At 63.9% G+C, this 22158-nt stretch carries 29 protein-coding genes, 3 tRNA genes and 2 pseudogenes; 18 read left to right on the top strand and 16 right to left on the bottom strand.

Annotated features, from left to right (window positions below):
* Positions 1 to 22: 22 nt before the first annotated feature.
* Positions 23 to 565, bottom strand: a complete 543-nt coding sequence (locus tag DCM80_RS04860; protein WP_257195975.1) for a tetratricopeptide repeat protein — start codon at positions 563 to 565, stop codon at positions 23 to 25.
* Between the two features lie 250 nt (positions 566 to 815).
* Between DCM80_RS04860 and DCM80_RS04855 the strand changes: the two genes are divergently transcribed.
* The 4 genes from DCM80_RS04855 (at position 816) to DCM80_RS31225 (ending at position 3288) form a co-directional block, all read left to right on the top strand.
* Positions 816 to 1211, top strand: a complete 396-nt coding sequence (locus DCM80_RS04855) for a His-rich protein BRANT (protein WP_257195974.1) — start codon at positions 816 to 818, stop codon at positions 1209 to 1211.
* A 167-nt stretch (positions 1212 to 1378) separates the two neighbouring features.
* On the top strand, positions 1379 to 1813 hold the full coding sequence (locus tag DCM80_RS04850; RefSeq protein WP_257195973.1) for a hypothetical protein: 435 nt from the start codon (positions 1379 to 1381) through the stop codon (positions 1811 to 1813).
* Positions 1814 to 2088: 275 nt separating this feature from the next.
* Positions 2089 to 2796 carry an outer membrane protein gene (locus DCM80_RS04845; RefSeq protein ID WP_028137483.1) on the top strand — a complete coding sequence of 236 codons (708 nt, stop codon included), beginning with the start codon at positions 2089 to 2091 and terminating at the stop codon, positions 2794 to 2796.
* A 249-nt stretch (positions 2797 to 3045) separates the two neighbouring features.
* Positions 3046 to 3288 carry a DUF6719 family protein gene (locus tag DCM80_RS31225; protein ID WP_306594634.1) on the top strand — a complete coding sequence of 81 codons (243 nt, stop codon included), beginning with the start codon at positions 3046 to 3048 and terminating at the stop codon, positions 3286 to 3288.
* 28 nt (positions 3289 to 3316) lie between these two features.
* On the opposite strand, the gene DCM80_RS04835 is transcribed toward DCM80_RS31225, so the two are convergent.
* From DCM80_RS04835 to DCM80_RS31220, 3 genes are all read right to left on the bottom strand, one after another.
* On the bottom strand, positions 3317 to 3571 hold the full coding sequence (locus DCM80_RS04835) for a hypothetical protein (RefSeq protein ID WP_257180618.1): 255 nt from the start codon (positions 3569 to 3571) through the stop codon (positions 3317 to 3319).
* A gap of 327 nt (positions 3572 to 3898) precedes the next feature.
* Positions 3899 to 4273, bottom strand: coding sequence for a hypothetical protein (locus DCM80_RS04830; RefSeq protein ID WP_257195971.1), 375 nt, complete (start codon positions 4271 to 4273; stop codon positions 3899 to 3901).
* A gap of 267 nt (positions 4274 to 4540) precedes the next feature.
* Positions 4541 to 4888, bottom strand: coding sequence for a hypothetical protein (locus tag DCM80_RS31220; RefSeq protein WP_306594633.1), 348 nt, complete (start codon positions 4886 to 4888; stop codon positions 4541 to 4543).
* A gap of 81 nt (positions 4889 to 4969) precedes the next feature.
* Between DCM80_RS31220 and DCM80_RS04820 the strand changes: the two genes are divergently transcribed.
* Entirely contained in the window at positions 4970 to 5722 is a 753-nt protein-coding gene (locus DCM80_RS04820) for a class I SAM-dependent methyltransferase (protein ID WP_257195970.1), read from the top strand.
* Positions 5723 to 5782: 60 nt separating this feature from the next.
* A complete protein-coding gene (locus DCM80_RS04815; protein ID WP_257195969.1) occupies positions 5783 to 5983 on the top strand; it encodes a hypothetical protein in 201 nt (66 codons plus the stop codon).
* Here the strand turns inward: DCM80_RS04815 and DCM80_RS04810 are convergent.
* Both DCM80_RS04810 and DCM80_RS04805 read right to left on the bottom strand, forming a co-directional pair.
* A tRNA-Thr gene (locus DCM80_RS04810) sits at positions 5984 to 6058 on the bottom strand.
* Positions 6059 to 6224: 166 nt separating this feature from the next.
* The gene (locus tag DCM80_RS04805; RefSeq protein ID WP_257195968.1) at positions 6225 to 6698 is read right to left on the bottom strand and encodes a hypothetical protein; all 474 of its coding nucleotides are present in this window, start codon (positions 6696 to 6698) and stop codon (positions 6225 to 6227) included.
* 283 nt (positions 6699 to 6981) lie between these two features.
* On the opposite strand from DCM80_RS04805, the gene DCM80_RS04800 reads away from it, so the two are divergent.
* Both DCM80_RS04800 and DCM80_RS04795 read left to right on the top strand, forming a co-directional pair.
* Positions 6982 to 7467: a hypothetical protein gene (locus DCM80_RS04800; protein WP_257195967.1), complete on the top strand. Its 486-nt coding sequence runs from the start codon at positions 6982 to 6984 to the stop codon at positions 7465 to 7467.
* Between the two features lie 44 nt (positions 7468 to 7511).
* Positions 7512 to 8024, top strand: coding sequence for a hypothetical protein (locus tag DCM80_RS04795; protein ID WP_257195966.1), 513 nt, complete (start codon positions 7512 to 7514; stop codon positions 8022 to 8024).
* Positions 8025 to 8104: 80 nt separating this feature from the next.
* Here the strand turns inward: DCM80_RS04795 and rlmB are convergent, their stop codons facing one another.
* A complete protein-coding gene (gene rlmB / locus DCM80_RS04790) occupies positions 8105 to 8935 on the bottom strand; it encodes a 23S rRNA (guanosine(2251)-2'-O)-methyltransferase RlmB (protein ID WP_257195965.1) in 831 nt (276 codons plus the stop codon).
* A gap of 207 nt (positions 8936 to 9142) precedes the next feature.
* Between rlmB and DCM80_RS04785 the strand changes: the two genes are divergently transcribed.
* Together DCM80_RS04785 and DCM80_RS04780 are read left to right on the top strand one after the other, a co-directional pair.
* Positions 9143 to 9228: transfer RNA gene (locus tag DCM80_RS04785), tRNA-Tyr, on the top strand.
* 94 nt (positions 9229 to 9322) lie between these two features.
* Complete coding sequence (locus DCM80_RS04780; RefSeq protein ID WP_257180610.1) at positions 9323 to 9565, top strand: GIY-YIG nuclease family protein; 243 nt, start codon at positions 9323 to 9325, stop codon at positions 9563 to 9565.
* 17 nt (positions 9566 to 9582) lie between these two features.
* Here the strand turns inward: DCM80_RS04780 and DCM80_RS04775 are convergent, their stop codons facing one another.
* The 3 genes and pseudogenes from DCM80_RS04775 to DCM80_RS04765 all read right to left on the bottom strand — a co-directional run.
* The gene (locus tag DCM80_RS04775) at positions 9583 to 10617 is read right to left on the bottom strand and encodes an LLM class flavin-dependent oxidoreductase (protein ID WP_257195964.1); all 1035 of its coding nucleotides are present in this window, start codon (positions 10615 to 10617) and stop codon (positions 9583 to 9585) included.
* A 95-nt stretch (positions 10618 to 10712) separates the two neighbouring features.
* On the bottom strand, positions 10713 to 11693 hold the full coding sequence (locus DCM80_RS04770) for an NADPH:quinone oxidoreductase family protein (protein ID WP_257195963.1): 981 nt from the start codon (positions 11691 to 11693) through the stop codon (positions 10713 to 10715).
* Positions 11694 to 11750: 57 nt separating this feature from the next.
* Positions 11751 to 12243, bottom strand: a pseudogene (locus DCM80_RS04765) (3'-5' exonuclease); the annotation flags it as partial.
* A 100-nt stretch (positions 12244 to 12343) separates the two neighbouring features.
* Here DCM80_RS04765 and DCM80_RS04760 point away from each other — a divergent pair.
* The 3 genes and pseudogenes from DCM80_RS04760 (at position 12344) to lpxC (ending at position 14404) form a co-directional block, all read left to right on the top strand.
* Positions 12344 to 12979, top strand: coding sequence for a hypothetical protein (locus DCM80_RS04760; protein ID WP_257195962.1), 636 nt, complete (start codon positions 12344 to 12346; stop codon positions 12977 to 12979).
* Positions 12980 to 13168: 189 nt separating this feature from the next.
* Positions 13169 to 13369 (top strand): annotated as a pseudogene (locus DCM80_RS31285) (pentapeptide repeat-containing protein); the annotation flags it as partial.
* Positions 13370 to 13507: 138 nt separating this feature from the next.
* On the top strand, positions 13508 to 14404 hold the full coding sequence (gene lpxC / locus DCM80_RS04755) for a UDP-3-O-acyl-N-acetylglucosamine deacetylase (RefSeq protein ID WP_257197868.1): 897 nt from the start codon (positions 13508 to 13510) through the stop codon (positions 14402 to 14404).
* A 50-nt stretch (positions 14405 to 14454) separates the two neighbouring features.
* On the opposite strand, the gene DCM80_RS04750 is transcribed toward lpxC, so the two are convergent.
* Positions 14455 to 16512, bottom strand: coding sequence for an ATP-dependent helicase (locus DCM80_RS04750; RefSeq protein WP_257195961.1), 2058 nt, complete (start codon positions 16510 to 16512; stop codon positions 14455 to 14457).
* A 127-nt stretch (positions 16513 to 16639) separates the two neighbouring features.
* Between DCM80_RS04750 and DCM80_RS04745 the strand changes: the two genes are divergently transcribed.
* A complete protein-coding gene (locus DCM80_RS04745; protein ID WP_257195960.1) occupies positions 16640 to 17254 on the top strand; it encodes a TMEM175 family protein in 615 nt (204 codons plus the stop codon).
* 9 nt (positions 17255 to 17263) lie between these two features.
* On the opposite strand, the gene DCM80_RS04740 is transcribed toward DCM80_RS04745, so the two are convergent.
* A complete protein-coding gene (locus DCM80_RS04740) occupies positions 17264 to 17644 on the bottom strand; it encodes a YciI family protein (RefSeq protein ID WP_257195959.1) in 381 nt (126 codons plus the stop codon).
* Between DCM80_RS04740 and DCM80_RS04735 the strand changes: the two genes are divergently transcribed.
* The 4 genes from DCM80_RS04735 to DCM80_RS04720 all read left to right on the top strand — a co-directional run bounded on the left by DCM80_RS04735 (position 17643) and on the right by DCM80_RS04720 (position 18672).
* The gene (locus tag DCM80_RS04735; RefSeq protein WP_257195958.1) at positions 17643 to 17780 is read left to right on the top strand and encodes a hypothetical protein; all 138 of its coding nucleotides are present in this window, start codon (positions 17643 to 17645) and stop codon (positions 17778 to 17780) included. The genes DCM80_RS04740 and DCM80_RS04735 overlap by 2 nt on opposite strands.
* A gap of 62 nt (positions 17781 to 17842) precedes the next feature.
* A complete protein-coding gene (locus DCM80_RS04730; protein ID WP_257180603.1) occupies positions 17843 to 18028 on the top strand; it encodes a hypothetical protein in 186 nt (61 codons plus the stop codon).
* A gap of 24 nt (positions 18029 to 18052) precedes the next feature.
* Positions 18053 to 18256: a hypothetical protein gene (locus tag DCM80_RS04725; protein WP_257180602.1), complete on the top strand. Its 204-nt coding sequence runs from the start codon at positions 18053 to 18055 to the stop codon at positions 18254 to 18256.
* Between the two features lie 342 nt (positions 18257 to 18598).
* Positions 18599 to 18672, top strand: a tRNA-Gly gene (locus DCM80_RS04720).
* A gap of 202 nt (positions 18673 to 18874) precedes the next feature.
* Here DCM80_RS04720 and DCM80_RS04715 read toward each other — a convergent pair.
* The 4 genes from DCM80_RS04715 to DCM80_RS04700 are packed head-to-tail and all read right to left on the bottom strand — an operon-like array spanning position 18875 to position 22149.
* Entirely contained in the window at positions 18875 to 19849 is a 975-nt protein-coding gene (locus DCM80_RS04715) for a tripartite tricarboxylate transporter substrate-binding protein (RefSeq protein ID WP_257195957.1), read from the bottom strand.
* 24 nt (positions 19850 to 19873) lie between these two features.
* Positions 19874 to 20590 carry a GntR family transcriptional regulator gene (locus tag DCM80_RS04710; protein ID WP_257195956.1) on the bottom strand — a complete coding sequence of 239 codons (717 nt, stop codon included), beginning with the start codon at positions 20588 to 20590 and terminating at the stop codon, positions 19874 to 19876.
* 23 nt (positions 20591 to 20613) lie between these two features.
* Entirely contained in the window at positions 20614 to 21354 is a 741-nt protein-coding gene (locus DCM80_RS04705; protein WP_257195955.1) for an SDR family oxidoreductase, read from the bottom strand.
* 24 nt (positions 21355 to 21378) lie between these two features.
* Positions 21379 to 22149: an SDR family oxidoreductase gene (locus tag DCM80_RS04700; protein WP_257197867.1), complete on the bottom strand. Its 771-nt coding sequence runs from the start codon at positions 22147 to 22149 to the stop codon at positions 21379 to 21381.
* Positions 22150 to 22158 lie beyond the last annotated feature (9 nt).

The following is a 22158-nucleotide window of genomic DNA, read 5'->3' as shown; positions in this document are numbered from 1 at the left end:
GCCTCATGAAGTTGCGATGTCGTCAGTACACGAGCGTCGCGCCGGTCGGCTTGTCGAGCGCAGCAGCAAGCGAGCGATATTCGGAGCTGTCGGTGCCCGCGAGCGAGGCGATCTTGTTCAGGTGATACTGCGCCTGTTCGCGGTTGCCCTGTTCGAGCTGCCAGAGGCCGTAATATTGCCAGGTGCGGACGTGGTTCGGATCGTTCTTCAGCGCCAGCTCGTAATAGAGCTTCGACGACTGGTAGTCGCCGAGCTTGCGATAGGAGTAGCCGATCAGATTGGCGACGTCGGCGACGTCGTCGCGCTTCAACGACTTCAGCTGGCCGATCGCGCCGGTGTAGTCGTGGTTGTCGTAGATCGCGGTGTAGGCGATGCGATAGGCGGCGAGGAGTTTGGGATCGTTGACGGAAGAGCTCTTCTTCTTGCCCTTCTTGGTCGATGAGTCCGAGCTCGGCGGCGGCGAAGGGGAGTCGCCGCCCGCGGCATAGGCGCTGGACAGCACCGGTGCGGCCGCCAGCGACATGGCGACCAGTCCCGGCATGACAAGCATTGAGAGTCTGCGCATCTAAATTCTCCCGTATGGAACTTGGCGATCCTACACGATTGCCCGAAGACCGAAACACCCGTCCCGCAGAAACATTCCCGCTTCGCACCATCTGCTCGCCCGGATGCAGATGACAAGCGCGTCATCGAGATGAACGGGAGCCTGCAAGGGGCTTCAGACTGGGTTCAGTGCCTCGCCCCTAGGTTCCGGCCTACGATCGAAGGGTAGGCGAGAGGGTGCCGCCTCGAGATCCTTCCAAGAGGAGACCACCATGCTGAAGACCATTTCCGCAGCCTTGCTCGCGGCTTCCGTGATCGCAGCCCCGGCCTTCGCCGCCGAGCCCGGCAAGACCACCACGACCGCCCCGGTGATCAAGGCGGAGCAGGGCCAGACCAAGGCGTCCACCACCGCCGCAAAGCCGGACGCCGCTGTCAAGGCCGACGCCAAAGCCGCTGACATCAAGCCCGCCGACGTCAAGGCGGATTCCAAGGCGGACGTTAAGGCGGATTCCAAGTCGAAGGCGATGAATGCCAACGCGGCGGCCACGCCGGACGAGCACAAGTCGGCGCCCACGCACAGCCACGACGACAAGCATCTGTCGGCCAAGAAGTCGCAGAAGGCGCAGCCGGACCTGGCCAAGCCGGCCACCAGCGACAAGCGCAGCTGACGTCTGATCCCGCGCGGCGGCACCTTGCATTGCCCGCCGCCGCGTACGGACTTCAGGCCCGTCCCGGCGCCTGTGCGAAAGCGCAGGCGCCGGCGGCGGTGCGTTCCCTTTGCGCGGCCTTGGGGCTAGAACATGCCCGGAGTCTGTGCACGTGGAGAGCGCGAGCTGTGGGGCGATTGGCGAAACGTACTGCGCGCCTGGCGTTGATCCTGACCTTGCCGCTGGCGCTTGGGGCCTGTTTCGGCGGCGATGGCGACCGTCCGACCTTCATGGGCGGGACCCAGGCCGGAGGGCCGCAGCCGTTTCCCGACAATTTCCGCAGCGACACGCTGGCGCTGATGCGCAGCTATCTGAACAACCCGGTCGGCGTGCGCGAGGCCAGCATGGCCGAGCCGGTCCAGCGCGAGGTCGGTGGCCGGCAGTTCTATGTGAGCTGTCTGCACTTCACCCCGCGCGAGACCGATGGCAGCTACAAGGCCATGCGGGAACGCGCGGTGATCTTCGTCAACGGACGAGCGGACCGTGTCGTCGACCGGACCAGCGAGCTCTGTGCGGGTGCGGTTTACGCACCCTTTCCGGAACTCGAAAAGATGACGCGGTAGCCCAAAGCCGGCCTTCATGGCCTGGTGCTAGAACGAGATCGCCGGGGCCGCCGGATCACATTTCGGCGAGCTTTGAACGGGGCGGTTTGGCGTTGCGACAAATTGGGACGGCAGGTCTTGCGAGTTGACAAAAACAGTCGGCGGGATGGAACAAACTCGCGTTGTTGCCGACCCGTCACAGTAACGAACGATCAACGTTCCGGCATCGCCGCGAAGCAACCCAATTCACGCCACGTTGTTTCCTGAGTGTCGTAAATGAAAGAACGGGGATGATCATGAAATCGATTTTGCTGGGTGCAGTTGCTCTGCTTGCGCTGGCCGCGCCGGCCGCAGCGGCGGACATGCAGCCGCGCACCTATGCCAAGGCGCCGGCGTATACGCCGCCGCAGGTGATCTATAATTGGACCGGTTTCTATATCGGCGGTCATGTCGGCGGCGCGTTTGCCGGCGACAACAGCTTCCAGTCCAGCGACGCCCGCTTCATGGGCGGCGTGCAGGGCGGCTTCGACTACCAGTTCGCCCCCAATTGGGTGATGGGTATCGAGGCTCAGTACTCGTGGCTGCCGACCAACAACAACGGCGTCACGTTCCCGCTGGGCACGCAGGTGACGTCCAACACCGACCAGATCGGTTCGGTGACCGGCCGTATCGGCTACACTTGGGGACCGACGCTGCTCTACGCCAAGGGCGGTTACGCCTGGCGTAACAACAATCTCGGCGTCAACATCGCCGGCGTGCCGCAGGCCTTCACCACCACCGGCAACAGCAAGGATGGCTACACGGTCGGCGCCGGCCTCGAATACATGTTCGCGCCCAACTGGTCCGCCAAGGCCGAGTACCAGTATTATAATTTCGGCAGCACCACCTTCACCTCGGGTCCGGCCGAAATCGTCGGGGTCCGCGGCCGGGAGGACGAGCATACCGTCAAGGTCGGTGTGAACTACCGTTTCGGCTGGGGCGGTCCGGCAGCTTCGCGCTACTGACCCCGCGACCCTACGACCACCCTCTGACAAAGGCCGGCTCCGCCGGCCTTTCGTTTATCCGCCGTCGGCCGGCCCTGCATTTGCAATGCATGAACCATCTGGCGCGTCATTTGCAGACGAACATTCCGGCGCGCGCTTTCTCACGCGCGTCATGGATCGCGGGTAAAGCAAAAATAATTTTTGCCGCTTACGGAACTCGCGCTCCGGAACGCGTTATATGACAATTACCGGGCTGGTGGGACGACGGACATGCGTATTTTGGTGTCGGCGGTGGTGCTCTCGTGCTTCTCGGGCCTGCCGTGCTCTGCACAGACAATCCTCAAATCAGAGCCTCTGATGTTGGCACCTTACGAGGTGGCTTTCGTCAAGGACGCCTCGTGTCCGTCGGGCAAGGTGATGAAAGTCACCGGCGCGATCCGCGGGCTGCACCGCCGCAAGGCCTGCGTGACCATGCCTGGTGAGCAGGCCTCGCTGGCGACCGCGACGCCCTGATCCCCCTGCGGCTTCCGCCGGCAGCCCCTCACGAATTCAGCTCGAGCTCCATCCTGGACTGGCGCTCGGCCTCGGCCTTGTTCCTGGCGGGGTCCTCGCCCGGGGCAGCCCGGCAGGGTTTGATCTCGTAGTCATTGTCGAGCACCCGGCGCGGCCCCGGACGGTCCTCGTCGGCGTTGACATCCAAGACCAGACCACTCCGTTGCGCGAGCTTCCAGACGTCGGACTCGCTCGGATAGGCCTTGCTGATCTGGGCGTCGTTGCAGAACAGGGCGTAGGGCATTGCTTTCCGCTCCGGAAAGCCCGTTAACGGCCCCACGTGCCCGGGCGTTCCAGGTGGAGGTCGATCACGGGCCCGTGATCGGGGGCACCAAGCCTTGAGTCCTTAACGAGTCCTGAATCGCGAAAAAAAGAATCCCCGGGACTCATTTGGCGGAATCAGCGGATGTTTTCCGCCATGACGAGCCACCTGAACACCTCCTGCGGGCACATGCTCCTGCCGCTGACGCTGGCGCTCCTCGGCGCCTGCGCTGCCAATCTTTGGCTGGTGTGGTCTTGGCTATAAGTCTTGGCTGTGGGAACTGGCTGTCGGCCCTCTGACGGGGCAGTCTTACTTTTTGGCCAGCGGGCCCGGGGCGTCGCGGAGGGCGGCGCGCAATTTGGTCAGGGTCTGCGCACAAAATTCCTCGCGCTCGCGCTCGAACCGCTCCTGATGCTTGCGGAAATTGGCGATGCGGGCCTGCATCTCGGTGCGGAAATCGCCGGTCGTCCGCGGCGGCGAAAGCTGAATGGGCTGAGGCTGCGGAGGGGCCGGGGGTGCCTCGACCTCGACCATGACGGTCTCGACCGCGACGGCCTCGATGGTCGCCGCCGAAGCCTCCGGCGGCGCGCCCGGCCGCAGGAGCTCATCCGTCCTGCCGGTCACCGATTGGACGAAGGCCAGTGTCTGCGCGATCAGCGCGTCGCGTTCCCTGATCCATTTCATGATCCACCTCAGCCGCTGCCATTCCAGCAAAGCGGCTGCGCCGAATCAAGACGATTGACAAGGGTTGCATATTTTTCCCGGTCGCCCGAAAGTGGGCGAATGGAGTCCGGAAAAGAACGTTCGGCCGAAGTGGATGGCTTGAGGCTGATCCGCGCCTTCCTGTCGCTTCCGTCCGACAGGCGGGCGGAGGTGATTGCGTTTGTGGAGGAATTGGCGCGTGCCCATGGCCGGCCCGAGGAGGGCACCAAGGCATCGCCGAGATGAGCGCTATCGCTCGCGCGGATTGACGTTGGGCTCGAACGGCGCGCCCACCACCCGAACCGGCCTCTGATCCGAGATCCTGGTGACGTCGATCATAGTCCGCTCGGCCACGATCCGCTCGGCGACCTGCCTTTCGGGGGCCGGCTGAAACACCGGCTCAAGCAGCGTCAACGTCCCGGCCACGGCGCCACAGAATAGTGTCACCGTCGCCAGCAGAAACATGTTCCGGTTTTCTTCGCGAATTCGCATGGGTCGAGAACGAATGACGTGCGTCGTTGGTTCCGCGCGGCCCTCTGTTCGGGACGCGAATGCCGTCGATAGCGCCAGAAATCCCGAGGCGATGACGAACCGCACGGCCGTCATCACAACCTGACCACATCGGCGGCGTTCGCTGTATGATGTCCCGCATCCGCAATTTCGACTCGCGCCCGTCAGATGATCGCCAATCGTCCGCCCGTGCTGGCTCACGAACGCTTCGTCGCCGACCGCGATAATTTCGCGGGACTCGATCTCGCCGCGCGGTTCGAGCGGATCGAGCAGACCAACCTCTGGGGCGCAGCCAGCTCGGTGTCGGGCCTCGGCTCGGAGGACACCGCCACCGCCGCCATCCGGGAGGCGCTTCCGCCCTTGTTGCAACGGCTGGGCGCGCGCTCGCTGCTGGATGCGCCCTGCGGCGATGCGGGGTGGATTGGCCGCATCAAGCTCGATCTCGACTACATCGGCATCGACATCGTGCCCTCGCTGATCGAGGCCAACAAACGGCGGGTGGCGGACGGCGAACTGGCCGGCCGCTTCCTCGTTGCCGATATCACGCGCGATGCCCTGCCGCGTGCCGACCTGATCCTGTGCCGGGACTGCCTGGTGCATCTGAGTTTTGAGAACATCGCCTGCGCCATCGCGCGCTTTCGGGAGAGCGGGGCGCAATTCCTGCTCGTCACGACGTTTCCGGAATGGGAGCGCAATCGCAATTGCGAGGACGGCGACTGGCGCGCGCTCGACATGACGAAGGCGCCGTTCAATTGGCCGGCGCCGCGCGCGTTGATCGACGAGCGCTGCGAGGAGGGCGACGGCGGCTGGCGCGACAAGAGCCTCGGGTTGTGGCGGCTCGACGAGTTGCCGGATCGCGGCCGCATTACGGGTGCGGCCACCAGGGGAGAGCCAAGCAGCGCGCCGAAGCCGTCGACGTGAGATTCGCGCCGCGGGCGCTGCGGCATTGAACCGCTTCGGAGCCTGGCGCCACAAAGTGGCATGACCGGCATCATCAGAGAATTGCTGCTTCCGATTGCGAGGTCCGTCGTCGAGGCTTGGTCGCTCGCCTTGTTCACAAAGGTGGGGCAGTGGCTGGATGAGAACGTAGCCGGGCGATACGTGAAGCTCGTCATCGGCATGCTTCTCGGGCTTGCCGCGTTTTTCTTCGTCCCGGTGGTTCGCGGAATCCTGGGTCTTTGATGGTGCCGGCTGAGGGGATTGAACCCCCGACCTTCGGTTTACAAAACCGCTGCTCTACCGCTGAGCTAAGCCGGCGACGCCTGAAACACGCGGGCAGGGCCGGCAGGCGCCGGGGCTGTCCGCCCGTGCGCGCCGCAATACCAGACTTGATCGGAAAGTGCCAGAACCCGGGAGGTCGTGGCACCAGCATGAATCAGGCGGCCCTCGGGGCCGCCTGATCTCTCGCATCGTTCAGAGCGCCTTACTGGCAGATGTGCCGGCGGCCGTCTTGTCCCTTGAACCAGGTGCCGGGCGTACAAACGAAGCCGTTACGCTCGGCATAAGAGCGAGTGTCCCAGCTGCGATTGTCCCAGGAATTATTCCAGCGATTGTCGTAGGCATAGGAATTGTCCCAGCCACGGAACGGTGAGGTCGCGATCGCGCCGGCGGTGCCGATCGCGGCGCCAGCTACGCCGGCGGCGACGTCGGTCGGCCAGAAGCCGGTGCGGCTCCTGTTCCAGTCGTTATTCCAATCGGCATTGGTCTGCCGGTGGGACACGCGGCGCTGGCGGTTGCCACGATCTGTGTAAGGGTTGCCGGGGCCGAGGTTCTGGCAGTTGGCGTTGGGGAATTGCGCCGAGCAGCGGCCGGGTTCGTTGACCACAGACTGCGCCATGGCAGAGCCCGCCAGCATGGTCGCCGCAATGGCCGTCGCTCCAAAAAGTTTGATCGTCATGGTTGTTGGCTCCCATCTTGTTGACGAGAGCTAAACACTCACGGCGCCGGACGTTCCGCTGAAACCGGTGAATTTTCGAACGCCAAACGCTCAAACCGAGGTGAGCGCGCGGCGCGGTTCCGTGCGGCGCGCCCTGCGCCGTTAACGCTTCACTAGCCCGCTTCCCAGCATTTGAGCGGCGCGCAATCCTTACGCATTAGGCTTACCGGAAGTTGGTGAGCGCGCCTTAACCCTCTCTACGTCGTGATCGGCTAGGTTGCAGCCGCATAACCGGGGTCTCCTCATGCGCGCTCTAGCGCTCGCCGCCTTTCTGATCGGATTGCCTGCGACCGCGTTTGCCGGCGAGGGCTTCGATATCGTCATTCCCGGCCGTCCCGGCGTGCCGATCATCATCAACAATATCGACGCGTCCTATGCGGTGGTCGAGGGTGTCTGGGGTCTGGGCAAGAACCAGCAGGTGCAGCCCACGATCTATGGCGGACGCTATATCGCCGAGCGTCAGCCCGACAATGTCGGCCACTATTATCCGACGCTGGGCCTGCGGCCCGGTTACGGCCGGCTCGAGGTTGAGCCGCCCGCGAACCGCAAGTTGCCGAAGCCGGCCGAGAGCTATCACCAGAGTTGGGGCGCGCAATCGGCGCCGCTGCCGGCGCAGATGGATCCGCCTGTCGATCCGCCCCCGGTGATCTACGCGCCAGAGATCAATAATCGTCCGCGGCCACCGCGACCGCGGCCGCATGTCGAGGTCCCCGGCAGGCCGCCGGGTTAAGAAACGTCAAAATCCAACAACACGGAAATCAACAGGAGAGAGTAATGCGTCAGATGATTTCGGGACTGGTCGCGGCGGCTGCCGTGATGTTCGCCGCCACCGCGCCGGCCGCGGCCTGCGGCTTCAATCCGTGCCAGCCCGTCGCGCCGGTCTATTCCGGCTGCAACACCGGCTGCGGCGGGTACGGGTACGGCTATGGCGCCTACGAGCGTCTCGCCGAGCCGACCACGCAGTATTACTACGTCAACCAGGGCCCGACTTACACCGGCCCGGGCGCCTTCGCGCCGTATCCGACCTACCGTGAGGACGCGGTCGTCGCGCCCGCCAACTACGGCTATGGCAATTACGGTTACGGTTATGGCTATCGCGCCGCCGTCGTTCCCCATCACCGCCCGTACTACCGTCCGTACCGTTACGGCTACGGTCCGCGCTACGGCTATCTGCCGCGCGTGCACTACGGCTACGCCCATCGCCACGCTCCGCGCTACGGCTACGCCCACCGCCACGCGCCGGCGCCGTACTACGGCGGCCACCGCGTGCTGCGCCGCTATTACTGATCTCTGATCGGTCCAAGTAACGAAACGCCCGTCCGCGTGATACGGACGGGCGTTTTGCTTTTCGATACAAGGCGAAGGAGCTAGCGCTTCATCAGCCCCAGCCGGCTCGCACCGACATAGAGCGCGAGCACGGCGGCATTCGACACGTTGAGGCTCTTGATCTCGCCGGGCATGTCGAGCCGCGCCACGACGCTGCAGGTCTCGCGGGTCAATTGCCGCAGACCTTTTCCTTCGGCCCCCAGCACCAGCGCGAGCGGCTCGCGCAGCGCGACGTCCGAGAGATCCTCGCTGCCTTCGCTGTCGAGCCCGACGGTCTGGAAGCCGCGTTCGTTCAGCCCGGTGAGCGCACGGGCGAGATTTTGCACAGTGACGACAGGCACCAGTTCGAGCGCGCCTGAAGCGGCCTTCGCCAGCACGCCGGTCGCTTCCGGACTGTGGCGCGCGGTGGTGACGATCGCCTTGACCGCGAACGCGGCGGCCGAGCGCAGGATGGCGCCGACATTGTGGGGATCGGTGATCTGGTCGAGCACCAGCACCATGCCCTCCTGCTTCAGCGTCTCGATATCGGGCGAGGGCAGGGGGTCGGCTTCGGCGAGCAGGCCCTGGTGCACGGCGTCGGGCGACAGCAGACGGTCGATCTCCTGAGGCCGAACGATCTCGGGCGTGACCGGGGTCGCGATGTTTTCATCCGCGAGCCGCTTCGCTGCATTCTCGGTCAGCGTTAGCTTGCGGATCCGGCGCTGGGGGTTGGCCAGCGCCATGGTGACGGTGTGCCAGCCGTAGAGGATGGCCGGTCCGTCGGGGTGCGAATCGCGGTCCCGCCAGGCCGGCCGGCCGGCCGATTTCCCCGGCCTGTTGAAGGGCTTAGCCCCGCCGCGGGGGCCCCTTGGTGCGAATTTTCGATCCTTCATGGGCTCGCTTGTGTCACGGGTCCCGGAATATGGCAATTTGAGCGCCCGCGAGGGCGATTTTAGCTGTTCGCCTCGGTTGACTTTGCCCCACCGCTTCGCCCATAAACGCGCCCGGTCGCACCCCCATCCGGGCTGTCGCGGCCTTCACGTTCCATGGCCGTTTTCGGTCCGCCGGCAAGGTCCGGCCCGATTGTGCTGCCGTCGAGCGGGGGAGTGTCCCGAGTGGCAAAGGGAGCTGACTGTAAATCAGCCGCCTCATGGCTTCGCAGGTTCGAGTCCTGCCTCCCCCACCATCCTGCTTCGCGCTGACGCGCTTCGCAGGATTGCAGCCCTTCACTGCGCGAAGCAGGATGCCCTCCGAAGCCTTGGCGAAGGAGGGCGGCGGCGATGCACTATGTCTATCTTCTGGAGAGCGAAAAGTTCGGAGGTCAGCGTTATATCGGCCTGACTATGGATCTCAAGCAGCGCCTGGCAGACCACAATGCAGGCAAGTCACCGCACACCTCGAAGTACATGCCCTGGCGACTGGTGACTTACGTGGCCTTCTCGGACATTGCGAAGGCACGTGAGTTTGAACGGTACTTGAAATCCGGTTCGGGCCACGCCTTCGCGAAAAAGAGACTCTGGTGAGTGAAGTCGGGCTGAGACTATTCCCCCATCATCTCCCGCACCATCGGCACCACCTTCCGCCCATAAAGCTCGATGCTCCGCATCAGCTTCTCGTGCGGCAAAGGTCCTGCCGAGTACTTCAACTGAAACCGTGAAATGCCGAGCGCCTTCGCGGACTTCGCGATCTTGCGCGCCACCGTCTCAGGCGAGCCGACATAGAGCGAGCCGTGCTCGGCCTCGCTGACGAACTCGTCACGGCCCATCGGCGGCCAGCCGCGCTCCTTGCCGATGCGATCGCGCATCGCCTTGTAATCGGGCCACAGCTCCTCGCGCGCCTGCGCATCGGTGTCGGCGACATAGCCCGGCGAGTGCACGCCGATCGGCTGCGCGGGTCGGCCGAACTCCTTGAAGGCGCGGTGATAGAGCTCGACGTAGGGCGCAAAGCGCGCGGGATCGCCGCCGATGATCGCGAGCACCAGGGGCAGATCGTAATGCGCGGCACGCACCACCGATTGCAGGCTGCCGCCGACGCCGATCCAGGTTTTCAGCTTGCCGTTCTCGACCGGCGGATAGACCAGCTGATCCCGCAGCGGCGGACGCAGCTTGCCGTCCCAGCTCACCGGCTGCTGCGGCAACAGCGCGGCGAACAGATCGAGCTTCTCCTCGAACAGCTCTTCATATTTGCGCAGGTCGAAGCCGAACAGCGGAAAGGATTCGGTGAAGGAGCCGCGGCCGAGGATCACCTCGGCGCGCCCGTTCGAGAGCGCATCCAGCGTGGCAAAGCGCTGGAACACGCGAATGGGATCGTCCGAAGACAGCACCGTCACGGCCGAGCCTAGATGGATGCGTTTGGTGCGCGATGCGATCGCGGCCAGCACGGTCTCCGGCGAGGAGACCGCGAAATCGGCGCGGTGGTGCTCGCCGAGCCCGATGAAGTCGAGCCCGAGTTCGTCGGCCAGCACCGCCTCGTCCACGACGTTGCGGATCACCTGCGCGTGCGTGATCATGGCGCCGGACACATCTCTCGTGACGTCGCCAAAGGTATCCAGTCCGAATTCGAGCGGTGCGGTCATCGATCAGGTCTCTGTGGGATGATCGGCAAGATCTAAGGGACCGCGGCCCGGTCACAAGCGCACCTGCGGAAATGCTCGGTTTCCGTTTGTGCGTGCTATCGCGCGATCCGCACCACCATCTTGCCGAGCGCCGCGCGCGTCTGCATGGCTCTGAACGCGTCGCGGAAATCCTCGAGCGCGAAGACGCGGCCGACCACGGGCTTGAGCTGGCCGTCGGCGAGCCAGCCGGTCAATTGCGACATCAGGCGCTTCTGCAGCTCGGGCTCACGCAGCGGGATCTGCGCGAGGTCGACGCCGAGCAGGGCGCCGCCTTTCAGCAGCGGGAGATTGAACGGCAGCGCGGGGATGGCACCGGCCGCAAAACCGACCACGAGATGGCGTCCGCGCCAGGCGATGGATCGAAAGGCCTGCACCGAGATCTCGCCGCCGACGGGATCGAAGATGACGTCGGCGCCGTGTCCTCCGGTCAACTCCTTCAACGTGTCGCGCCAGCCGGCCTGCGTATAGTCGATTACGGCGTCGGCGCCGTGCGCTTGCGCGAATTCGCGCTTGTCCGGTGTCGAAGCTGCCGCGATCACCCGCGCGCCGAGCAGCTTGCCGATCTGGACGGCTGCGATCCCCGTGCCGCCGGCCGCGCCCAGCACGAGCAGCTGTTCGCCCGCGCCGAGCGAGGCGCGTGCGCTGAGTGCATAGAGCGCGGTCAGATAATTGGCGCGAAACGAGGCGGCGACCTCGGCCGCTACACCGTCCGGCAGGGGATGGAGCGCTGCGGGGCTGACGACGATCTCCTCGGCAAGCGCGCCGGAGCGCGTCATCCCCATCACGCGCATGCCGGGCTGATAGCCGCCGGGTGCCCCGGGCGCGTCCGTCACCACGCCTGCGAACTCCGTCCCGGGAATGAAGGGCAGGGGATCCTTGGTCTGGTAGCGCCCTTCGATCTTTAAGCCGTCGACAAATCCGATGCCGGCGGCTTCGACGCGGATGCGCAACTGGCCCGGGTCCATGGATGGAGGCGGGACGTCCTTGAGCTCGATCTGATCGATTGGGGCGTATTGCTCGACGACAACGGCTTTCATGTCCCGACCTCTGCTGTTCCAGTTGTCCTGACAGGTCCCACGACTGGCCTCTTGCGTCTAACGCCACATCCCGCGCATCCGCGCCCCGATGTCGATCTTCGGACCCTGCGCCGCGCTGCGCGCAGCGCCCGCGGTGGCCTTCGGCCATGCGGTGCGCTCGAACAGGTAGACCAGCTGCTCCGGGATGAAGCGGGTGCGCGAGGCGTAGACATGGCGGTCGCCCTTGGCAGCCTGGCCGTGGGTGAAGAACCGCTGGGGCACGACGAGGTGGAGATCGTCCTTGGCGCGCGTCATCGCGACATAGAGCAGGCGGCGCTCCTCTTCCAGTTCGGCGCTGGTGCCGGCGCCGAGGTCGGACGGCATGCAGCCGTCGACGACGTTGAGCACGAACACCGATTTCCACTCCTGGTGGCGGAATGGATGGTGGAGAGGATCAGATAATCCTCGTCGCGCAAGGGCGGCCCTGATTGGGCGCTGTCGCATCCGGCGGATTGAGCGTGAGCTCATCCGCGAGGCGCAACGTCTGCAAATCCCGAAGTCTAGCCCGACGCCGCACCCGCACCGGCGCGGCAACGCGCTTCACTTCTTCTCAACCAGTAGTATATGCTGTCACGAGGAACTCCAGGCACACCGAGCATATGAGGACCGTTTTGAAGAAGCCTGCGGTCGGCATTCCAAAATGGGATATTCAGGTCGGCGAACCGAGGTTTGCCGTGCCTCGTGTCGCGTCTCTACAAACAGTGTCTCCCCGCAACGCTCACGCGCCGGATACGATCGGAATATTCGTGTCGCTTTGGTGCGGAAGAGACCACGTCGAGCTTGGCGACGACGGATTGGACTGGCTGTCTTACGGATTTCGAGTCGGCGAAATCCAAATAGATGTGAAGAACGGCCGCATTTCCCACGAAGGCCGCTACAAGCAAGAATTCTTTCGGCAGAAAGTTGATCAAAACAGCAAGGACACCACGACGAAGGAGGGCAAGGCAGGAGCCATTCTTGGTTTTGATATCGGAAGAATGTTTGGAGCAACTAAGCTGGGAGCCGAGCTTGGCGGAAAGCTATCTGCGGGCTCTCTAGTTTTCGAGGAGAAACGTGGCGAATATTTCCAGGTCATATGGCGGGTAGCTGACGCCGGGCATAACGTTTGGCGTTTAGAAGGAACAGGTCTTAATCCAGAGGGCGTGCTCGAAAACAAGATTGTTGGCGACGAGCCACTTTTTTTGTCGTTCCGGACAGTTCTGCTGAACAAGTGCATGTGGTGGTCAGGTATTACGGTGACATTTTAGGTCTCTGGATTGATAGCATCTCAGGTCTCAGCTGCGTTAAGGAGCCGGAATCGAGCGCGAAGCGGAAGCAGGCCGTCGTATCTGCGATTATGGCGAAGGCTTTGCGAAGAAAGTCGGAGAGCAACAGTCGCCGTTTGGTACTTCTGTGTCATCAGCGATTGATCGCAACGAGAATACTCGAGGCGCCACATGGAGAGTAGCGCTGTGCTTCTGTCGCCAGAAGATATCGACGCAATGAACCGCGTCCGGCTATCAGAGTCGGACACGTTTTCGGAGCTCGTATCATTAGCGAGTTTAGACCCCGTGCGAGACCTCAGATTTGTAAACTTATCAGATGTCGATTTCGGTGGATCTGATCTTCGAGGTTTCGATTTCACCGGTGCGAATCTTACTCGAACCAATTGGTTTGGCGCGGTCTACGATGAGAGCACAAACTTGGCAGGAGCCAACCTGGATGGTGCTATCGGCTTCGTGCCATCCGGACGTTCAAGGACGGCAATTGACGCGCGGACTCAGCTAACCAGCGGTATCTATCAAACGACCATTCGAGCGCCGGCAACGCTGGAAGGTGTCGGCGTACATTCCGGCCTTCCGGCTAGTCTTACAATTGAGCCGGCCGGAGTCGATCAAGGCATCGTGTTCGTGCGGACAGGACTCGACGGAGGGAGTAGGCAGGTTCAAGCCGTCGCAAGTTCAGTCGTTGCGACAGATTTTGCGACTGTGCTAGGGGACGGTGAGGGGCCGTTGGTCTCAACCGCGGAGCATGTACTGGCCGCTGTCCGAGGTGTTGGCTTGGATAACGCTATCATCCGGATAGACGGGCCGGAAGTGCCTATAATGGACGGTAGCGCGGCGGCATTTGTGTCATTGATTGATCGAGTCGGTCTATCGACGCAATCGGCGGCTCGGCGACTCATAAAGGTACTCAAGCCAATTCGAGTTGAGATCGGTGATTCGTTCGGAGAATTAAGGCCCTATTCCCAGGGTTTTCGAGTTGAAGTCGAGTTTGATTTCAGCAATCCAGCGATTGGCCACCAGCGTTACGTGGTGGACGTTACACCCGAGAGTTTTAGGCTTGAAATTGCAAGTGCACGCACATTTGGTCTTATGGAAGACGTTTCTCGCCTGTGGGCTGCAGGCTTTGCTCTAGGCGCTTCGTTCGAGAACACAATAGTCTTTAACGATACAGGATTGCTGAACAGAGACGGGTTGCGCTACGCCGACGAGTGCGCTCGACATAAAGTGCTGGACGTATTGGGCGACTTTGCCCTTGCAGGTTTGCCTTTGATTGCTTCTATCAAGACAGTTAGGGGTGGGCACAAACTCAATACAGCAATTCTTACGGCTCTACTGGCTGACAATACAGCTTGGGTGATCGTAGAGGCCGGAGCCGGAACTATCGGCAAAGCTGGCCAGCTTGCATGAACTGAATTTAGTCTAAAACGATAGAAGGCTAAATAGGACAGCTGTTGCGTCTACCGCCACATGCCCCGCATCCGCGCGCCGATGTCGATCTTCGGCCCCTGCGCCGCGGTACGCGCGCCACCCGCGGCAGCCTTCGGCCATGCGGTGCGCTCGAACAGGTAGACCAGCTGCTCCGGGATGAAGCGGGTACGCGAGGCGTAGACATGGCGGTCGCCCTTGGCAGCCTGGCCGTGGGTGAAGAAGCGCTGGGGCACGACGAGGTGGAGATCGTCCTTGGCGCGCGTCATCGCGACATAGAGCAGGCGGCGCTCCTCTTCCAGTTCGGCGCTGGTGCCGGCGCCGAGATCGGACGGCATGCAGCCGTCGACGACGTTGAGCACGAACACCGATTTCCACTCCTGGCCCTTGGCGGAATGGATGGTGGAAAGGATCAGATAATCCTCGTCGCGCAAGGGCGGCCCTGATTTGTCGCTGGTCGCATCCGGCGGATCGAGCGTGAGCTCGGTCAGGAATTTCTCGCGGCTGGGATAGCCGCTCGCGATCTGCTCGAGCTGCATCAGGTCGGCGCGGCGCGTCTCCGAATCCTCGTGGATGCGATCGAGATGCGGCTCGTACCACAGCCGCACACGCTCGAGATCGACGGGCCATTCCGAATAGCGCAGGTTCTGGGTCGTGCGGACGAAGTCGGTCCAGTCCGCCCCAGTGCGCGCCGGCACCGGAAGCTGGCCGAGCGTATGAAGCGGATCGGTGCTCTCCGCCATCTGGTCGAGCACGCGCTGCGCGGTCGCGGGGCCCACGCCCGGTAGCAGATGCAGGATGCGGAAACCGGCGACGCGGTCGCGCGGATTTTCGGCAAAGCGCAGCAGCGCCAGCACGTCCTTGACATGCGCGGCGTCGAGGAATTTCAGCCCGCCGAACTTGACGAAGGGAATGTTGCGGCGGGTCAGCTCGATCTCGAGCGGACCCGAATGCGAGGAGGTCCGGAACAGCACGGCCTGGTGCTTGAGCAGCGCGCCTTGCTCGCGGTTCGCCAGCACCTCCTCGACGATGTAGCGTGCCTGGTCGGCCTCGTCGTGCACGGTGACGAGCTGCGGCTTGCGCCCCGAGCTGCGGTCGGTCCACAGGTTCTTGGTGAAGCGCTCGCGTGCAAGACCAATCACGCCATTGGCCGCGGCCAGCACCGCCTGGGTCGAGCGGTAATTGCGGTCGAGCGTAATCATCTCCGCGCGCGGCGAGAAGCTTTGCGGGAAGTCCAGGATGTTGCGCACCGTGGCGGCACGGAACGAGTAGATCGACTGGGCATCGTCGCCGACCACGGTGAGCCCGCGTCCGTCGGGCTTCAGCGCCAGGAGGATCGAGGATTGCAGGCGGTTGGTGTCCTGGTATTCGTCGACCAGCACGTGGTCGAAGCGGCCGCCGATCTCCTCGGCGATCAGCGCATCGCTCATCATCTGCGACCAGTACAGCAGCAAGTCGTCGTAATCGAGCACGTGCTGGGCCTGCTTGGCCTCGACGTAAGCGGCGAACAGTCCCTTCAGCTCGGCGGCCCAGCCCGCGCACCAGGGATAGTGCTGCCCCAGCACCTTCTCGATCTCCATCTCCGCATTGACGCAGCGCGAGTAGATCGACAGGCAGGTGCCCTTGGCGGGAAAGCGGCTCTCGGTCCTGGACAGGCCGCGCTCATGCCGGACCAGGTTCATCAGGTCGGCGGAATCCTCGCGGTCGTGGATGGTGAAGGCGGGATCGACGCCGATCCGCTCGGCATATTCGCGCAGCAGCCGCGCCCCGATGCCGTGGAAGGTGCCGGCCCAGGTCAGCGCCTCGCGCATGATCGCGGCGTTGTTCTCGCCGAGCACCTTGCGGGCGATGCGCTCGACCCGGCCGGCCATCTCGGCTGCCGCGCGGCGGGAGAACGTCATCAAGAGGATGCGGCGCGGATCGGCGCCGGCGACGATCAGATGCGCGACGCGGTGGGCCAGGGTGTTGGTCTTGCCGGAGCCAGCGCCGGCGATGACGAGCAGGGGGGCACCCAATGTCGTGCCGCCGGCCACGCCATGCTCGACGGCGCGGCGCTGCTCCGCATTGAGCGTGTCCAGATATGTCGCCACGAATCGCCCCGGTGAAAGGCCGAGAGTCGGCTATTGCCGCGCGAATCGCAATGCGGCTGGACGCAACTCAATTTAACACCTAGGGAAAAGAAGGCCCAAAGTTCCAGCCCAAAAGCGTACAGCCGGCATGACCGACCCCAAGTTCAAGCCCGAGCCCAAGCCCAAGCCAGAGCAGTTCGAAATGCGGCGGCTGGAATCGCTCAGCAATACCATCTTTGGCGTCGCCATGACGCTGTTGGCCTACGACCTGCCGAAGGCGGCTGTGTTTACCGGCGCGCCCGACTGGAACGATCTGGCCCGGGTCTATTCCGGCAAGCTGATTGGCTTCGCGCTCAGCTTCATCATCGCCGGCGTATTCTGGATCAGCCATCACCGGCGCCTGGCGCGCCAGCCGGTGGGCAGCCGCGGTGCGGTGATGCTCAATCTGTTCTTCCTGCTCTCGATCGTGCTGCTGCCGGTCACCAACGGCCTCTACACCAATTATCCCCTGAGCAGCGCGGTGGCGGTGCTCTATGGCCTGCATCTGACCGCGATCGCCGGCCTCAACGCCTGGCTATGGTGGAGGATATTGGGCGGCTGGAGCCATGAGATCATGGCCTCGCTGTTTCCGCTGCTCGTGTTCATTCCGGGCACGATCGTGGCGGCCTTCGCGCCGCACGCCGCGCCCTACCTGTGGTTCATCGCCTTCGGCGGCCTCCTGATCCAGCGCTTCTACGGCGCGCGGAGCACGCCCGACGCTTAGGTGTGGGGCTCACCCGGATGTCGCGCCGAACCCGTCGGCCGGCACGTAAAGCTTGACCGGGCGGATTTCGTAGACCGCGGTCGGGTTGACCGCACGCAGCTTCCGCGCCGCCGCGATCGCCTCCTCCTCGGTGGCGCATTGCATCAGGTGGAAGCCCAGGAGCTGCTCCTTGGTCTCGGCGAACGGCCCGTCCAGCACCATGCCCGCGCCGGGGCCACGCAGGGTCCGGGCCTTTCGGGTCTCGTCCAGACGGGCGGCCGGTCCAAACTGGCCGCTTTCCCTGAGCGGCGCTTGAACCTCGATGACCTTGGCGACGACGGCGGCGTCCTGCTCCGGCGTCCAGGACATGACCTCGTCTTCCACGTGATAGGCCAGGATGGCGTAAAGCATGGTCACCTCGTTGTTTTTCTGCACAGACCCCAAGGACGTTGCATCGCAGGCGGTGCCGACAATCCCGAAGCAAAATATTGCGCCGCCCGCAAGCAACGAAACCGTCCTGAAACCCGATTGCACCCTTGCCGCGTGAACGTGGCCGGAAGCGGTCGCGACTGATGGACCATAAACAACAAGGTTTTGCTGGAGGCGGCAATGTCGGGTCACAACACCAGGATCATTTGCGACGCACGTCGCGCCAAACCATCGGAGACGGCCGATCTGCACGACCAGAGCGGCCATCACCGCTATTACGGCAGCTCGGCCGAGAACGGCGGCGAGCGCATCGTGGAAAGCCGGCGCGGCAAGCGTCCGCGCGCCACCAACGTCTGCGGCTTCTGAAGCTGCGGCTACCGTCTGCCTGCCATGGACGTCCTGCAGATATCGATCGCGGCGATGCCGTTTCTGGTCTCGCTCGTGAGCCGCAACGGCAAGGCCATTGCGCCGTGCCTGCTCGCGAGCATCGCCACATTGGTGCTCGGCGGGGAGCCGCACCGGGCAGTCATAGCCTGGTGTGTCGGCATATCGATCGCGGCCGTCGCGTTGCGCGAGCGGCTTCGCACGGGCTGACCGAGCGAGCGCTCCAACCAGCGCCAAGAAAAGGCGCGGCGGGGAAACCCCGTCGCGCCCGATTTCGTGCTCGCTGGTCCAGGGCTGAGACCGCCCCGATGCCAAGCCTCTCATCGGAGCTTAGCGGGCGACCCCAGCGAGGTGACAGCGCTTGGTAAGAGACACTGGATCACCTCCTTTCGTTGGTTGCGGAAGATCTCAATATAGGCGGCGTGGCCGCCGCTGTTAAGGGGGCGGCAGGTCCGCAAGGAACCGGTGCGATTCGCAGGGCCGAGGACATGCCGGAACGCGGCGTCCTCAGCAGTTGAGACCGCCGCCCGGCCGTGTTAGGGAGCCCGTAGCGCGGGTGTAGCTCAATGGTAGAGCAGCAGCCTTCCAAGCTGAATACGAGGGTTCGATTCCCTTCACCCGCTCCAATGTTTTCAATAACTTAGCGCGTCAGGGCCTTTTCATTCTGACAAGACGCGCATTCCCATTCTGACAAGCGGTCACTTTCCTTTCGCTCGTTTCGCTCGGTGCTTGATGCGTTCATTTGCGCATCCTGCTTTGCTTCGTCGTCGTGCAGATAGTGCGCTATCGCAGCGTGTGGAGAGGCATCGGCCTCTCCGCCGCTAGCGTCTACTGCGGATCGATACCGGCGGCTTTGATGATCCGTTTCCATTTGCCGATCTCGGCTTTCAAGAATGCTTCGAGCGCTTCCGGCGTCGCACGCTCGGATTCGACGGGAGCCATGCTAAGCTCGGCAAAGCGGCTGATCAGGGCGGGGTCCCTCAGCGCCGCCTGCAGCGCGGCGACGAGATGGTCCATCACCGGTTTCGGCGTCCCCTTCGGCGCGTACAGACCATACCAAGTCGTCACGTCGAATTCGGGAACGCCGGATTCCGTCGAAGTCGGCACCTCAGGCAGCGTCGCAACGCGCGTCTTGCTGGTGATCGCGTAGCCCTTGATCGTGTTCGACTGGATGTAGGGCGTCGGTCCGGTCGCGGGATCGCAATAGACGTCGATGTGGCCGGCGATGACGTCGTTCAGCGCCGGTCCGCCGCCCTTGTAGTAGATCGGGGTGAGCTTGGTATCCGTGGCGCTCATGAACATCAGGCCGCAGAGCTGCGATGCCGAGCCGAGACCGACATTACCGAAAGTAACCTTGTCGCCGGCCTTGCGAATCTGCGTGATGAGCTCGCCGAGGTCCTTGGCGGGATAGTTCGGCCGCGCCACCAGGATCATCGGAACGTCGGTGACGAGCCCGATCGGGGCGAAGTCGCCGACTGGGTCGAACGGCAGCTTGGCGTAAAGGGCGGGTGCCGTGGCCTGGCCGACATGCATCAGCAGCAACGTATAGCCGTCAGGGGCCGCCTTGGCGACGCGGTTGGTGCCGAGCGTGCCGCCGGCGCCGACGACATTTTCGATGACGATGGATTGTTTCAGCGTCGCGCTCATGGCGCTGCCGAGGATGCGCGCGATGACGTCGCCGGGCCCGCCGGCGGAGAACGGCACGATGACCGTGATCGGGCGGGCGGGGTAGTCGTCCGCGATCGCCGCGCTGCAGGGATAGAGCAGGAGGAACAGGATCAGCGATCGTACGAGAAACGTCATCGAACACTCCCTGGCGGCATTGTTCTAGTCGTCGGCAGGCGCCGCCTCCTTGGCCGCCGACGATTTTTCGATCATGTCGAGCGCTGCCACCGCAGCCGCATTGATGTGGTCGACGCAGCAGCGTTCGGCGAGATCCGGGTCGCCGTTCTGGATCGCTCGCCAGATCGCAGTGACTTCGCGCAGGCTCTTGTTGATCCGCTTCGGCTGCGACATCGAGGTGATCCGCAGCAGCTGGATGCGATCGTGCAGCGGCTTGAGCATGCGCTCTATGAACGCATTGCGGCAGCCGCCGATCAGCGCTGCGTAGAAATCGGTCTTGGCTTCGAGGCTGCCGACGAGATCCTGCTTGGCGGCGGCGGCCTTCAGCCGCGTCAGGGCGTCGCCGATCCGGCGTGCCACCTCGGGATCGTGCAGCCGCGCGCATTCGCGCCCGGCAAAACCTTCGAGCACCGCGCGAGCCGCGTAGAGCTGCCGCGCCTCTTCCAGGCTGATCGTGGACACAACAGGGCCGCGGTGCGGGACCGTATTGACCAGCCCGTCGGCCTCGAGCGCCCGCAGCGCCTCGCGGATCGAGGGACGGCTGACGCCCATCATCTCGCAGAGCTCGCGCTCGACCAGGCGCTGGCCCGGCTTCAGCGTTCCCGACATGATCGCCGCACGCAGCTTCTGCGCCACCATCGCCCGGACGGTCGGGACGTCCTCGATGCGGAGTGTCGACTGCAATTCGCGGCGTCTTTCCATGTTCTGGTCCTGTTCGGGAAAACTCAGTACCGGTTTACAGGCAGAATCATCATTTCGGCAATTTGAACGTGGGCGGGCTGGTCGAGGGCGAACACGATCGACCGCGCGATATCGGCCGGATCGAGCGCCATCCTGAACTGGTCGAAATACTCCTTTTCCTTCTGCTGATCGCCGCGGTAGCGGGTCAGGATGATGTTGGTGCGGGTCAGCCCGGGCTGCAGCTCGGTGACCCGGATCGCGGTGTCCGCGAGCTCGCCGCGGAGGGTCTCGGTGAACATGTGCACGCCCGCCTTGCTGGTGCTGTAGGCGGCCATGTCGGGCACGATCCGCACCGCGTTGATCGAGCTGATGTTGACGATATGGCCGGCGTTGCGCTGGACCATTCCGGGCAGGATCGCGCGGGTGACGCGCATCAGGCCGATCAGATTGGTCTGAATGATGTTGGACCAGTCGTCGGCGGAACCGATGTCGAAGCGCGTCCGGCCGCCGATGTCGTGGCCGGCATTGTTGATGAGGATATCGACCGGCTTGAAATGAGCGGGAATGGCATCGGGCAGGCGATCGACGGCCTTGGCATCGCTGACGTCAAGCTGGATCGGGACCACCGCATCGCCTGCCGTCGCCGCCAGTTCTTCAAGCGCCTTGGCATCGCGATCCACCAGCACGACGCGGCGGCCGCTGTCCAGCAGCGCCTTGGTGATGGCGCGCCCCATGCCGCCGGCGGCGCCCGTGAGGACGGCGGTCTGGCCGGATCGTTCAGTCATCGCAAAACTCCCGTTCCCATGTGCTCATGCCACGGACCAGCCCCCGTCGATCGGCAGGCTGGCGCCGGTGACGTCGTTTGCGGCGGGGCCGCAGAGGAAGACGACCAAGGCCGCGACGGCGTCCATCTCGATGAAGCGCTGAGTGGGCTGGCGCTCGCCGAGATAGTCGCGCGAGACGTCCTCGACGGGGCGGCGGCTGCTTTCCGCCATCCTCGCGATCTTGTTCAGGATGGCGGGCGTCGGCAGCGTGCCGGGGCAGAGCGTGTTGCAGGTGATGCCGCTGCGCGCCGTCTCGATGGCGACGGCGCGGGTCATGCCTGCGATCGCCGTCTTGGTGGTGACGTAGTCGATGCGGTCCTCGACCGCGCGGCTCGAATAGATCGAGCCCATGTTGATGATCCGGCCCCAGCCGCGCTGCTTCATCGCCGGCAGCGCCAGGCGGATGAGATGGAACGGCGCCGACAAATTGACGGCCAGCGCCTCGTCCCAGCGGTCGGGCGGAAACTGCTCGATCGCGGCGAAATGCCTGACGACGGCGTTGTTGACGAGGACGTCGATGGCGCCGCAGCGGTCGCGCAGATCCGTCATCAGGGTCTCGATCGCTTCCCGGCGCGACAGGTCGGCGCCGGCTGCGATCGTCTCAATGCCGAAGCGGGCGCGCAGATCGTCTGCAGCCTGCTTCGGCTGAGCGAGGTCGTGCAGGACAATGTTGGCGCCCGCGCCGGCAAGGCCTTCAGCGACCGCAAGGCCGAGGCCTGCCGTCGCACCGGTCACGAGCGCCCATTTACCCTTCATCACGAACCT

The sequence above is a fragment of the Bradyrhizobium sp. WBOS08 genome, from assembly GCF_024585125.1.
GTDB lineage: Bacteria > Pseudomonadota > Alphaproteobacteria > Rhizobiales > Xanthobacteraceae > Bradyrhizobium > Bradyrhizobium japonicum_B.
Note: the sequence above shows the minus strand (reverse complement) of the source record. Positions and strands in the feature narration are given on the sequence as shown.